This window comes from Methylovorus sp. SPW-M1 (assembly GCF_053848825.1).
This window is the reverse complement of the sequence record NZ_CM132626.1, coordinates 22987-36634: the sequence shown is the minus strand read 5'-3', so window position 1 is coordinate 36634 and position 13648 is coordinate 22987. Positions and strand designations below refer to the sequence as shown.

Genomic DNA, 13648 nt, shown 5'->3' with positions numbered 1-13648 from the left:
GTAGGGAAGATCAGCCGCGTCAGATGAGATCCAGGGGTTCATCTGTGATATTTAAGAATTAATAGAAAAAGATAATGAAATCAAAGGCGCTGTTCCCATTTTTTAATGAGGACCCCAAAAGTCAATCACTCTCCATCGGGTGGCTGCTACTGGGGTTTGCCAGTTTGTTGATGTACCTGCTCAAGGTATCCATTGACGTCTTTGATCTTCAGCGCCAGCTCATGCTCTCCTGGGGCGTGTTTGTGATTCTGGCGTGCATGTACAAATGGCAAGTCACCAAGCGCCCACCATGGCGCTTTTTGTTTATTCTGCTTTCCGGCTTTCTGGCGCTGCGCTACCTGATCTGGCGCAGCACCGAAACCCTGATCTATACCGGCCCGCTCGATTTCATTGCCATGACGCTGCTGTATCTGGCCGAGGTGTATTCGCTCACCATTTACATGCTGGGTATCCTGCTTAATCTCTGGCCTCTGCGTAACCGTCCGCTCAAGCTACCGCCCAATCTGGCAGACTATCCAACTGTCGATGTCTTCATCCCTACTTACGATGAGTCGGACGACATCATCCGCATTACTACCATCGCTGCCAGCCAGATTGATTATCCCAAGGACAAGCTGCGTATTCATATCTGCGACGATGGCAGCACAATAAACAAACGCAATAATCCGGCCACCGCCGAGGTCGCCTGGGCACGCTATTACCGCTTGCGCAGGCTGGCGCAGGATCTGGGCGCCAACTACATCACCCGCGAAACCAATGTTGCTGCCAAGGCGGGTAATCTCAACCATGCCCTGCATCAGACCCATGGCGAGCTTTTCCTGGTGCTGGATTGTGACCATGTGCCTACCCATGACATCCTGCGCCGCACCGTGGGTTTCTTTGCGGCCGATCCCAAGCTGTTTCTGGTGCAGACGCCGCACTTCTTTATTAATCCCACGCCCGTCGAGAAAAACCTTATCGGCGTTGGTAATCCCAATCGTGAAAACGATATGTTTTACAAGGAAATCCACCGTTCGCTGGATTTCTGGAACTCCAGTTACTTCTGCGGCTCGGCTGCATTGTTACGCCGCCGCTATGTGATGGAGGTAGGCGGCATTGCCGGTAAAACCATTACTGAAGATGCCGAAACCTCCTTTCACCTGCACAGCCTGGGCTACAACAGCATTTATCTGGATCGCCCCATGGTGTGCGGGCTATCGCCGGAGAGCTACAAGGATTACATCCTGCAGCGCACCCGCTGGGCGCAGGGCATGGTGCAGCTATTCCTGCTGAGCAATCCGCTGATGGCCAAAGGGCTAAGCTTCCACCAGCGCTTGTGCTATTTCAACTTCTGCTTTTACTGGTTCTTTGGGCTGGCGCGTGTGATGTTTTTTATCGCGCCCGCCTTGTTCCTGCTGCTCAGTCTCAAGATTTACTTTGCGTCGTTCACGCAGGTCATCAGCTATGCCGTGCCGTATATTTTTTCTACCTTCATGCTGATGGATTTCTTTTATGGCCGGGCGCGCCAGCCGTTTTTCTCGGAAATTTACGAGAGTGTGCAGTCGATATTCCTGGCACCGGCGGTCATCGCCGTACTTTTTAACCCGCACAAGCCCTCGTTCAAGGTCACGCCCAAGGGCAACACGCAGGAGCAGGATTTTCTCAATCCTCTGGCGGCCATCTTTTTTGTCATTATCCTGGTGAATATCCTGGCGATTGGTGCCGGGGTCATCAGCTGGTTTACCGATCCTATCCTGCGCGATACCTTGTCCGTGACGGCGGTATGGTGCACTTACAATGTGGTATTGGCGGTCATTTCGCTGGGTGCCTTCTGGGAACGCAAGCAGATGCGCCAGTTCCACCGCATCAATGTGGAAGAGTCCGTCAGGATGCGCTTGCCGGGCGGGGATGCCGAATACACAGGGGAGACCATGGACCTTTCCATCACGGGCCTGGGGTTCAAGGTCAAGCTGCCCCAGGCACCCAAGGTCTCGGACCCGGTGATACTGGAAACCACCAGCAGCGATGGCAGGAAATTTGTCTTTAACGCGGTGTTCAAGCGGGTGATTGAGCGTAACGGCGTGTTTTATTGCGGGACGGAATTTGTGCTGGACAAGCAGAGTTACGCCCAGGCCGTGGCTTATTTGTATGGCGATAGCGGGCGCTGGACGCGCTTCTGGGCCAAGAAAACCCGCAATGAGAAGACATTCAGAATGCTGGGCCACCTGTTTGTGTCGGGTATCAAAGGCATGGCGGAAAGCTTCGGGATCATGACGTCATCAGGTGTGCAGTACCTGATGGCCTTGCAAAGAAAATACGCAAAAAAATAAACCAATCAATCATGGGGAAGTTCGGGGGTCGTATGAAAGTATGGATGTATGTCGTTTTATGGATGTTTCCGCTGCTGGGGTATGCCAATACCCAGCAGGTTGAGCTCGACAAGCTGATTGCAGCGCCCACGCTCACCTTGAAATGTACCGGGGATGAGCAGGGGCTGGATATTCCGCTGGCACATCGCTGGAATGTGAAAAAGGTGACGCTTAACCTGCATTATGTTTCCTCCATCAATCTGATTACCAGCCAATCCCAGCTGGTGGTCAAGCTGAACGGCATGCCCATCGCGCAGACCAAGCTCGATGCCTTGAGCCCGGATGTGCTGGTGCAGCTCAATCTGCCTGTGCAGTATCTGAGCGCAGGCTATAACAAACTCTCCTTTGCCGTGGCCCAGCATAGTGAAAGCAAGGGCTGCGAAAAGGGCTGCTCGCCCGATATGTGGACGACCATAGACCTCAAGCGCTCGGTGCTGGCGATCGATTACGAAAACAAAGCGGTACCCGTGGCATTGTCCAGTGTGGGCACCCTGCTGTTTGATCCGAAAGTCTTCCCGCAGGCGGAAGTGCATCTCGTCACGGATACCCAGGATGGCGAATTGCTGAACCCGCTGTCGATAGTGGCCTCCGGCGTGGCGCATCATTTTGATTACCGCCAGGTCAGTTTCACGGTTTCACGCCAGTTGAAACCAGGGGTGGATAACATCCTGGTGGGCAAGCACGCGTTTGTCCAGGGCTTGCTGGGCGAGTCCAAGCTTGCCTTGGCTGACCACGAGCAGGGTGGCTATGTCAGCATGCTGCCTCTGCCGCAGGCGGGAGGCGGGCAGGATGCCGGACATGCGCTGGTGGTGGTGACGGGCAAGCAGGTCGATGACGTCAAGCTCGCGGCTGAAACCTTTGCCAGCATGTCGACCTTTCCCGGCACGCCCAGCCTGAGCGCGTATGAATTCAAGTTGCCCAAGCTCAGGGAATACAGCGGACGCGAGCTGATTGAGCCGGGCAAGGAATATACCCTCAAGGCGCTGAATTTCCCGACGGCGACTTTCCAGGGTGGCAACGCCAGCGGCAAGGATATCAATTTCCGTTTGCCGCCGGATTTCATGATACGGCCCAACCTGTCTGCCAAGCTGGCCTTGCACTTTGCCTATGGCGCCGGCATGCGTGAAACCTCCGCGATGAATATCGTGGTGAATGGCAAGATCGTGAAGGGCATCCACCTCGGCAATACGGATGGCGCCTCGTTTCAGAATTACGTGATTGAAATCCCCACGCGTCTGTTCCAGCCGGGCAGCAACCGCATTTCGTTTGCCACCGAGTTGCATCCGCCCTTGAAGGAATGCGACCTCATGCTGACCGGCAATATGTTCCTGACCGTGTTTGATGACACCACCTTCAGCTTCCCCGACATGCCGCACTTTGTCGAGCTGCCCAATCTTGAACTGTTCATGCTGAGCGGCTTCCCGTTCACGCGCTGGGCGGATGGCTACGAAAGCAAGGTGGTGCTGACCCAGACCGATGACAACACCCTGTCTGCGGCCATGAATCTGATCGGGTTGATGACGCAGAAAAGCGGCTTCCCCTTGTATGCCATCCAGCTGGATAAGGCACTGGCCAATCCATGGAAGGGTGACTTCATCATGCTGGGGTCGCCAGACAGCATTTCTGCCGCGCTGGGCGGCAAGAGTCTGCCTTTTACCAAGGGCAAATCTGCCGTGCCTTATGCCCTGGTACGGGACTGGGCGTCAGATCCGGTGCTGATCAGCAGCGTGCAGTCCAGCCAGCTGGGGGAGGGCCAGGGCTATCTCCTGCAGTTTGAATCGCCGTATGAGTCGGGACGCACCGGCATGGTATTCGCCGCACGGGATTCGAAAAACCTGCTCAGCCTGAGCGAGGCCTTGCTGAAGTCCGAAGTGCAGGCGCAGACCGAGGGCGAGCTGACCATGCTGGACCTTGCCTCGCAGGAGGACAAGGCGATTGTGAAAAGCTTCAAGCCTGAAACCACCTACACCACGGGTAAATCCGGCAAGAAATCATTCTGGCAGTCCTACCTGTACACCCATCCCTATATCTATTACGGGCTGGTGATATTGCTGACCATCGGGTTTGCCATCACCCTGTTTGTGGTGCTGCGCCGGTATCGCAAGAAGCGTGTGGCAGGGCGGCCGGTATAAAGCGGCGTTATTCCAGCTGGTGATCGATGGTGCGCGTGCCATCCAGCGAGCTTAAGCCGTGCTGCAGTGGTTCGCGCCAGGTATACAGAAGCACCAGCAGAAACGGGATCAGGCAAATGAGGATGACCTTGATGAAAAAGCCAACGGAAGGCGCGCCTTGATGATGCACGGGGCCAGCCAGCTCGAACTCCTGCATTTTCCAGATGGCTTTGTAGGCGGTGGTGCTGGCATGATCCACCGTCCTGAATTTGATAGGCTGATCGTGGTGGATAGCGCGGTATGCGCTTTCTGACAGGTGAATTTCCCCCGGACGCAGAAAAGCCGCTGGTGGGGGTGGCAGGGCTGCCGTGATATTTTCATCGCATGCGATATGAATACCCAACAGTATGGGCGGGTGGCTGCCGTTATCGAAATTGAAGAGGTCAGTCGCGCGCTGCATGGTGATGGCGGCCTCGAGGCTGGCATCGGTACTGGCAAAGCGGGCGACCCAGTACGCGTCTTCCGTGCTGATGCTGCCGGTGTGTTCTGTCACCGCCTCTTGCGCCAGCTGACGAACGTGCTGCAAAGCCTCATCGCTGTGGCTGAAAACCTGAATGGTCATCCGGGCTTCATGTGCCGGATGCCCTTGTTGTAATTGTGCGGAGCCTGTCATCGTTACCCTGTCAGTCATTTTTGAGAGACGTTATGTTTATGAGGGATAAGTCTTTATCTTACTTTAAGGCACTGCTGCTGGGTTTGCTAGTTCAATTTGGCAGCGCTTCTGCCATGGCAGGCCAGGCCGATTGGACGGAATTCAAGCAGCGCTTTGTGCTGGCCGAGGGGCGAGTGGTGGATGTGGGCAATGGCGGCATCAGCCATTCCGAAGGCCAGGGCGTCACCATGCTGCTGGCTGTGCATTACAACGACCAAAAAACCTTTGATCGACTGTGGCAGTGGACGCAAAGCGCACTGCAGGTGCGCAAGGATCGCCTGCTTGCCTGGCGCTGGACCACCAAACAAGGGGTGAACGACTTCAACAATGCCACGGATGGCGATTTGTATGTGGCGTGGGCGTTGCTGCGCGCCGCGGATAAATGGCATGTGCCCGCGTATAAAAAGGCAGCAGAGGCAATTCTCAACGATGTGAAGCGGCTGCTGGTAAAGCCGAGCAAGTGGGGTCCCGTGATTCTGCCCGGCTCGGCGGGTTTTGAAAAACCGGCTGGCCAGATCGTTAATCTGTCTTACTGGATTTTCCCGGCCTTGAATGATTTCAGTCGGTATGCGCCGGACCCGGTGTGGGATCAACTGGGCGAGAGCGGCGTCGCCATCATCCGTGAAAGTCATTTCGGCAAATGGCAGTTGCCCACTGACTGGGTGCAGCTCGGCAGCAAGGTGACGCCAGCGCCAGGGTTCCCTGCGCAATTTGGGTATGACGCGGTGCGCGTGCCGTTTTTCGTCATGTGGGGCAAAAAAGCCAACGCCAACCTGCTGGCGCCTTTCCAGGCGTTCTGGGGCTATTACCAGAAAACTCCGTATTTGCCGCCTACCGTCAGTATCGAAAACGATGCAGTGGCCCCTTATGGTGCGGCGCCCGGCATACTCAATATTGCCGACCTCACATGCCGCTATCCAGCGGTAGCGCCCCGGCCTGACTATCCGATCAACACGCAGGATTATTACTCGGCCACGCTGTTGCTGCTGGCCGATATGATGGTCGGGGAGCAGGCACGTTGAAATACAAGGCTCTGGTGGTGATGCTGTCCGTGGCCGGGTTGGCCGAATGCCCGGTTATCGCTTGTGCAGACGAGGCCGCGGGCAATATGCGGGCGGTGACGACCGCCCCATCTGCATGGGCAGTCGTCGCAGAGCAGGAATCAAATGCATCACAGGCAACCATCAAGGCTGTGCCGTCCAATGTCATCAGCGAACCCAAGGCGGTGTCCGATGCCATCGAATCACAAACGCCCGAGAAAAATGGCCGCGTGCAAAGCCAGCCGCTGATCAACAATGTGCCGCTTTCCAGTTTTCTGACGCCTGCGAAAAAAGCGCCGGCTGCGGTAGCTGCCAAGCAAGACGCCGCACCCAGCGCGCCTGATACCCGCCCCCTGTGGAAGCTATTCAACCAGCATGAGTATGACCGTGTGGAGCAAGGCATTGCCAGGCTGCAGAGTCAGTATCCGGACTGGAAAGCGCCGTCTGAGCTGGTGGCGCTGCTGGCGCAAAAGCGACGCGAGCAACGCCTGGAGCAGGTGATCCGCGAGCAGGATACCGAGGCGCTGGTGAAACTGGGTGAGCAATACCCGGAAGCCTTCTCCTGCGCGGCGATAGACAAGGCCTGGGCACTAGCCGCCGCCCACGCGACGCTGGGGCAGCGCGAATCCTTGCAAGCGCAGCTGCAGCATCTGGTCACCCAGTGCGAGAAGGAAGAAGACCGGCTCGCCACTCTGTACAAAGCCCAACACTGGCTCAGCCGTGAGGAATGGGAGGCCTTGATTGCGCTTGGTGCGGCCACCCCGCGCACGGCGCGCGGCGAGGCGCTTTTTCAGCAACTGGTATACCAGAACGGGGTAGAGGATCTGGCGCTTGCCATCAAGCAGCATGACAATGCCAGGGTGGACAGCCTGTTTGAGCAGTTGCAGCCAGAGATCGTGGCCCGAAAAGATATCAGCCAGCTATTGCTGGTGGCCTGGCATGACTTCAAGCTGGAGCGACTGGCCGCAGCGCAGGATTTGTTTGCGACCTCACTGGCGATGGAACCGCAGAATGACAATGCCCGCTATGGCCTCGCCTTGGTCTTCGCGCGCGAGCAAAATCACGAAGAAGCGATTACGGTGGCCCAGGGCTTGCCGGCGAACGATGCCGGGCGCAATGATCTGCTGCTGAATGCTTACCTGGCACTGGCAAAACAGGCCTACGGGCAACAGGATAGTCAGCAGACGCTGAACTACTTGCAGGAGGCAAAGCAGGCCGGGGCCTTGCCTCGCTATGCCTCGCTGATGGAGGCCTGGTCCCAGTTTGGATTGGGGAATACCACACAGGCTGCCGATGTGTTTGCCAGCCTTTACCGGGCGCAGCCGGATGAAGAAAGTGCCGCGGGCGTCATGGCGAGTTATCTCAAGCTGGACCGGGCAGATGACATAGCTCCGCTGGCGACCACCGAGCCGCTGGCCAGCCAATACAAGCATCATGTGGCGGCGGGGTTGTTTGGGCAGAAGCGCTTTTTTGAAGCGCGCGCACTGGATGCTGACACCTATGGCGATGCCGGTGGCATAGCCGCGCCACAGGCCGGTGCCGGGATCGCGTTGCGCGACAAGAGTGGCACGCAGGGCTTATCGCAGTTGAGCATACGGCAGGTACCGGTGCTGGAAGCCAGCATGCCGACGGGTAACCATGGCGAGCTGAATGTGTCATTGCGCGAGGTCCGTCTGGATAGCGGCACATTGTCACGCGATGCGCTGGTGGGCTCTGGCAGTTCCGGTGCCTGGCGCTATTCCCCAACCACCTCTACCACCGGCCTGGAGCCGCGAGTCAGCTGGCGCGACGATGTGTGGGATATCGCCCTGGGCATGACGCCGGATAACGGCGAGGTCAGCAGCCGCCCAACGGGCTATGTGGCGCATCAGAGCATGAACAAACTGGCGACGCTCACCAGCAGTTTGTATGTAGAGCCGGTGCGTGAATCCATCCTGTCGTATACCGGTATGCGTGACCCCTATACCGGCAAGCAATGGGGGCGCGTGCTGCGCAAAGGTGTTCGTTTGAACGGCCTGCAGCAACTGGGGAATAACTGGTCCGTGAGCGCTGCCATTAACATGGAATATCTGGACGGCGAGAGTGTGGAGACGAATCGCCATGCGGGCGTGTTTGCCAGTGTGGGCAAAAACCTCGACTTGCCAGCATTTTCATATGCGGTGCTGGGGTTGGGGTTCAATTATGACCATTATCAAAAAAATCTCAGTCATTTCACGCTGGGGCATGGGGGATATTTCAGCCCGGAACGCTTTGTCAGCATAGGCCCGGCGCTGGACTTTTTAACCCGTGAAAACCAGCAGTTTATCGTGAAGGGGCGTCTGGCGTTTGCCACCGTGTCCATCGCCGAAGCGGCCTCGCCGTGGTTTCCCGGCAATGACGACGGCAATAGCTATGCCTCCAGCAAAAATAACGGCATGAGCTATACCGCCGAAGCGACTGGCGTATGGCGCATCAACGACAGGCTGCAGATCGGCGGTGCGCTCTCCGAGCGCAATGCGCCGCAGTACAAGGACGAAACGGGCATGCTGTTTTTACGGGTATTGTTTGAATCGCGGCAATCCGTATTAAGTACGGACTTACCGACCAGAACATTCAACGGGCTTTATTAAGCCGGGCTGGTGGATCGACTGTGATCTGCCGCGAGACTGGGACTTCTGGCGAGGTTACTGCGCTGTTTATTCTTCCAGAAAGAGTTGCAACAGCTCATTCAAAAAGCGCTGCCCCAGCGCGGTGGGGGCAATCAGCTCGGGCGTGCGGGTGATCAGCCCGCGCTGCTCGGCCTGCTGCAGGGCGGGCTCCACCGTGCTGAGCGCCTGTCCGGTCATGGTGGTAAACAGCTTGGGGTCAAAGCCTTCAGTCAGGCGCAGGGCATTCATCATGAATTCAAAGCCGAGGTCTGCGCGATCCAGCAGGCGTTCTTCCTCAATGTGGCCGGTTTCTGCCACGGCTTTCATGTAAGCGTTGGGTTGCTTGATGCGGGATTGCCGCAGAATGCGGTCGTGAAAGCTCAGCTTGCTGTGAGCGCCCGCACCTATGCCCAGATAATCCCCAAACACCCAGTAATTCAGGTTATGCCGACAACGCTTGCCCGCTTTGCCAAAGGCCGAGGTTTCGTAATGGCCATAGCCATGTTCTGCCAGCAGATGCTCGATGGCCTCCTGCATGGTGGCGCTGGTGTCATCGTCGGGCAGAGCCGGTGGCTTGTAGTAAAACGGGGTGTTGGGTTCCAGTGTCAGGTGATAAGCGGAGATGTGCGTGGGGCCTAACGCAATGGCGGTGCGCATATCCTGCAGCGCTTCTTCCAGCGTTTGTTCCGGCAGGGCGTACATTAAATCCAGATTGACGTTGCCGAAAATCTTGATGGCGTGCTCGGCGGCGTATTGCGCTTCTTCGCTGTTATGTATGCGCCCCAAGGCCTGCAAATGACGCGGATTAAAACTTTGTATACCAATGGAAATGCGGTTGACCCCGGCATCACGGTAGCCTGCAAAGCGTTCCGCTTCAAAAGTACCGGGGTTGGCTTCCAGCGTGATTTCCGCTTCGTATTCCAGCGGTGTGAGCATGCGCACATGACTGAGAATGCGGTCTATGGATTCCGCACTGAACAGGCTGGGCGTGCCACCACCAAAAAAGATGCTGCGCACCTTGCGGCCCCATACCAGCGGCGTGGCTTGCTCAAGGTCGGCAATCAGCGCGTCAACATAGGCACTTTCCGGGATAGGGTTGCGCGACTCATGTGAATTGAAATCGCAATAAGGGCATTTGCGTACGCACCAGGGGATATGGATATACAGGCTGAGTGGTGGCGGATTGCCCAGGCCGCTGCTGGTGAGCTGGCCTACCAGCGGATTTTCAGTCACCGGGGCAGGCGCAATCGGAATGATGGGTATCATGCGGCGCGGATAAGCGCTAAGCTTTGTTGTACGGATTGATCAGGCTGTCGACCAGCTGGTGCAAGGCGTCACGCATCTGCTGCTCGGAGACTTCCATCAACAGGCCGTCCTCCAGCGCATCCTGCGCAATCTGTTTCAGCTCGTCAAAATTCTCGGTCATCACCTTCACTTTTTCGGTGCAGGAGACCACGCTGTTGTCATCGCGTACCCATTTGGGCCAGTCGTTGCTACTCATGTTGCCAATCTCTCCAGCCTATGCAGCAAGCGGGCCATGGCCTGACCTCGATGGCTGATGCGGCTCTTAATATCCAGGGGTAATTCGGCGACGGTCTTGCCGGTTTTGGCATCCAGAAACAAAGGGTCATAGCCGAAGCCATCTTCGCCGCGCAATGTGTCCAGTATTTCGCCTTGCCATACGCCTTCGGCAATCAGTGGTTCCGGGTCGTCAGCATGCCGCACCAGCACGATCACGCAATAAAAATGCGCCTGCCGCTGGGTGAGACCTTGCATGACCTCCAGCAGTTTCGCATTATTACGGGCATCCGATTTTGGTTCACCGGCATAACGCGCTGACAGCACGCCAGGCGCACCCTGCAGGGCATCCACGCACAGGCCGGAATCATCGGCCAGCGCGGGCAATCCGGTATGGCGGCTGGCATGGCGCGCCTTGGTCAACGCATTTTCAATAAACGTGCAGTAGGGCTCTTCCGCTTCCGGCACATTGAGGGCGGATTGCGGGATGATTTCCAGGTCGAGCGGCGCCAGCAGATGGCGGATCTCCCGCAGCTTGCCTGCGTTACCGCTGGCGATGACCAGTTGGTTGAAGGGCAGCGCCATGTTACAAGCCCAGCGCCTTGGTTTGCAGGCTGGTCAGCTCGCGTATGCCTGCGGCGGCGAGGTCCAGCATGCGATCCATATCGGCTCGCTGAAACGGCACACCTTCAGCCGTGCCCTGAATTTCCACGTAGCCGCCGCTACCGGTCATCACGACATTCATGTCGGTATCACAGTCGGAATCTTCAATGTAATCGAGGTCCAGCACCGGCGTGCCCTGGTAAACACCGACCGACACCGCAGCGACCGAATCACGCAAGGGCGATTCGCTGATCAGGCCCTGCGCCAGCAAACGGCTGATGGCATCATGCAGGGCGACATAGGCGCCGGTGATGCTGGCGGTGCGGGTGCCGCCGTCAGCCTGAATCACATCACAGTCTATCTGTATGCTGCGCTCGCCCAGTTTTTCCAGATCGATGATAGCGCGCAGGGAGCGGCCAATCAGGCGCTGAATTTCTTGTGTGCGCCCACTCTGCTTGCCGCGTGCCGCTTCGCGGTCCATGCGGCTGCCGGTAGAGCGGGGCAGCATGCCGTACTCTGCGGTTACCCAGCCCTGATTTTTGCCGCGCAAAAAACCGGGTACTTTTTCGTCCACGCTGGCGGTACACAGCACATGGGTATCGCCAAATTTGACGAGTACCGAGCCCTCGGCATGCTTGGTGTAGTGCCGGATGATTTCAATGGGGCGTAGCTGGTGGGTTTCTCGCTGGCTGGGGCGCATGATGGTTTCGCTCTGTCAAAACCCTGATTATAAGCCAGTCATGGGGAATTCAATAATGCCGGGTTCCACGTGAAACGGCACCGCCTGGCAGGCGACTAGCCGCGTGATTTGGTAATGGCTGCCTGTATCTCGGCAATGGCCAGGTCTATTTGCGCTTCGCTGAGCTCGACATCTTCTGCCTGGCCTGCGCTTTCCGTCACCGGGTTCAGAATGGTGGTGATGGCACCCATCGCCATATCATGAGAAGACAGCATCAGCTCGGCTTGGCCCAGACGCAGCCCGATGGCACTGGCATTGTCACCTTCGCTGCCATTTTGCTCTTCGGCAGTTTCCAGCATCCTGGGAATGGCAATGTCGACCGGATGCTGGTAAATCATCTCGGCCATCTGTTCTTCGCTCAAGCCTGACCACAGGCCATCCGAGCACAGCAGCAGAATGTCGCCATCCATCAGCTTGCGCGGGGGCGTCAGCTCGATTTTGGGCGTATGGCTACTGCCCAGGCAGTTATAGATTTTGTGACGCTCCGGATGACGCGCCATCTCATCGCGATGCAGCAAGCCCTGGCGAAACATCTTTTGCACCACGGAGTGATCCTCTGTGTGGTAAATGCTGCGCCCGCTGCGGAAATGATAAAGGCGGGAGTCGCCCACATGGGCGGTGTACAGACGATGCTGCTGAATAATGGCGGCCACGATGGTAGTGCATGGTGCCTCGAGCATATGCTGGGTGTGCTTGAGCTGATGCAGGGCCTGATGAATGATCTGGATTTGCTCCATCAGGTAACGTCCGGGATGCGGTAGCAGGTCTACCGCTCTTTTTTTGAAATCCTCGGTCAGCGTCTTGACGGCCATGCGAGCGGCCACTTCACCGTGGCGATGGCCACCCATGCCATCGGCCAGCACCATCAGCACGGCATCGCGGCTGTAAGCATAGGCCAGCCGGTCCTGATTATGTGCGCGCGGCCCTTTGCGGCTGCTTTGGTAAATGCTGAATTTCATGTGTCTGGCCGCAAGTACTGACGCAGCTTGTCCATCAGGCCGGCTTTGGCAACTGGCGCATTGGGGATATTGTCCGCCAGCATTTTTTGCAGGGTCAGCACGCTTTGCGGGCGTTGCATGTGGTCCAGTGCCAGGCAGCGATCAATAATTTCCAGCAGTGCCGGCGAGTAATGGGCTTTGCCGAGGCGGACGGCGGGGATGAGTTTATCCTCCTTGCGGCGGGCATCGGCGGCGGGTGGCGTGCCGCGACTGATACAGGCATACATGCTGGCGCCCACGCTGTAGATATCGCTCCATGGCCCCAGCAGAGTCTTGTCGAAGTATTGCTCGGGGGAGGCAAAGCCCGGCGTATAACTGGGCGGCAGGCTGGGCTGGGTGGCGGACAATGTTTGCCGGGCCGAGCCGAAATCCAGCAGCACAGGCGAGCCATCGAGCCGGATATAGATGTTGGCGGGCTTGATGTCCAGATGCAACAGCTTGCGGGCATGCACTTCACGCAGGCCATTCAGCAGCTCGCAGAAAACGCGACGGATGAAATTTTCCCCCAAGGGTTGCGACTGGTTGAGGATGGAAGCCTGCAGGGATTTGCCACGCTCGTATTGCATGACCATGTAAACGGTATCGTTGGCGCGGAAAAAATTCAGCACCCGCACTATATTGCGGTGTTCGATGGTAGCGAGTGCTCGCCCTTCCTCAAAAAAGCATTTGAGGCCGTGCTTGAAATTGGTAGAGGCAGCGGCGGAGTTGATCTGCACTTTGCTGCCTTCGCTGCGCAAGGCGAGACCGGTCGGAAGATACTCCTTGATGGCGACGGTATTCTTGCCGGCATCCTCGGCCAAGTAGACCACGCTGAAGCCACCCGCGCTCAGAACCTTCTTGATGACATAGTCCTGTAGCGGGTGTCCAATGGGGAGAGACTGGTTTTGCGTAGCCTGCATACTGAACGATACATCCCAAGTGTCGGCCGTGGCATGAATAAAAAAGGCGCATC

Annotated in this window: 11 protein-coding genes; 4 read left to right on the top strand and 7 right to left on the bottom strand. The window is 57.2% G+C overall.

Annotated features, from left to right (window positions below; genetic code table 11):
• Window positions 1-74: 74 nt before the first annotated feature.
• Both bcsA and ACWWD9_RS00165 read left to right on the top strand, forming a co-directional pair.
• Window positions 75-2309, top strand: a complete 2235-nt coding sequence (gene bcsA / locus ACWWD9_RS00170) for a UDP-forming cellulose synthase catalytic subunit (protein ID WP_015829085.1) — start codon at window positions 75-77, stop codon at window positions 2307-2309.
• A gap of 32 nt (window positions 2310-2341) precedes the next feature.
• Window positions 2342-4480, top strand: coding sequence for a cellulose biosynthesis cyclic di-GMP-binding regulatory protein BcsB (locus tag ACWWD9_RS00165; RefSeq protein ID WP_455867354.1), 2139 nt, complete (start codon window positions 2342-2344; stop codon window positions 4478-4480).
• Window positions 4481-4487: 7 nt separating this feature from the next.
• Here ACWWD9_RS00165 and ACWWD9_RS00160 read toward each other — a convergent pair whose 3' ends face one another.
• Window positions 4488-5081, bottom strand: coding sequence for a hypothetical protein (locus ACWWD9_RS00160; RefSeq protein WP_455867353.1), 594 nt, complete (start codon window positions 5079-5081; stop codon window positions 4488-4490).
• Between the two features lie 134 nt (window positions 5082-5215).
• On the opposite strand from ACWWD9_RS00160, the gene ACWWD9_RS00155 reads away from it, so the two are divergent.
• Together ACWWD9_RS00155 and ACWWD9_RS00150 are read left to right on the top strand one after the other, a co-directional pair.
• A complete protein-coding gene (locus ACWWD9_RS00155) occupies window positions 5216-6193 on the top strand; it encodes a glycosyl hydrolase family 8 (protein ID WP_455867352.1) in 978 nt (325 codons plus the stop codon).
• On the top strand, window positions 6190-8820 hold the full coding sequence (locus tag ACWWD9_RS00150; protein WP_455867351.1) for a cellulose synthase subunit BcsC-related outer membrane protein: 2631 nt from the start codon (window positions 6190-6192) through the stop codon (window positions 8818-8820). Before ACWWD9_RS00155 ends, ACWWD9_RS00150 begins: the two co-directional genes overlap by 4 nt.
• 66 nt (window positions 8821-8886) lie before the next feature.
• Here ACWWD9_RS00150 and hemW read toward each other — a convergent pair whose 3' ends face one another.
• From hemW to ACWWD9_RS00120, 6 genes are all read right to left on the bottom strand, one after another.
• A complete protein-coding gene (gene hemW, locus ACWWD9_RS00145) occupies window positions 8887-10104 on the bottom strand; it encodes a radical SAM family heme chaperone HemW (RefSeq protein ID WP_455867350.1) in 1218 nt (405 codons plus the stop codon).
• A 16-nt stretch (window positions 10105-10120) separates the two neighbouring features.
• The gene (locus ACWWD9_RS00140; protein WP_013440870.1) at window positions 10121-10339 is read right to left on the bottom strand and encodes a hypothetical protein; all 219 of its coding nucleotides are present in this window, start codon (window positions 10337-10339) and stop codon (window positions 10121-10123) included.
• Complete coding sequence (gene rdgB / locus ACWWD9_RS00135) at window positions 10336-10941, bottom strand: RdgB/HAM1 family non-canonical purine NTP pyrophosphatase (protein WP_230346354.1); 606 nt, start codon at window positions 10939-10941, stop codon at window positions 10336-10338. Before rdgB ends, ACWWD9_RS00140 begins: the two co-directional genes overlap by 4 nt.
• 1 nt (window position 10942) lies before the next feature.
• Window positions 10943-11659, bottom strand: coding sequence for a ribonuclease PH (gene rph / locus ACWWD9_RS00130; RefSeq protein WP_455867349.1), 717 nt, complete (start codon window positions 11657-11659; stop codon window positions 10943-10945).
• A 95-nt stretch (window positions 11660-11754) separates the two neighbouring features.
• Complete coding sequence (locus ACWWD9_RS00125; RefSeq protein WP_455867348.1) at window positions 11755-12657, bottom strand: PP2C family protein-serine/threonine phosphatase; 903 nt, start codon at window positions 12655-12657, stop codon at window positions 11755-11757.
• Window positions 12654-13595, bottom strand: coding sequence for a serine/threonine protein kinase (locus tag ACWWD9_RS00120; protein ID WP_455867347.1), 942 nt, complete (start codon window positions 13593-13595; stop codon window positions 12654-12656). Before ACWWD9_RS00120 ends, ACWWD9_RS00125 begins: the two co-directional genes overlap by 4 nt.
• Window positions 13596-13648: the final 53 nt, after the last annotated feature.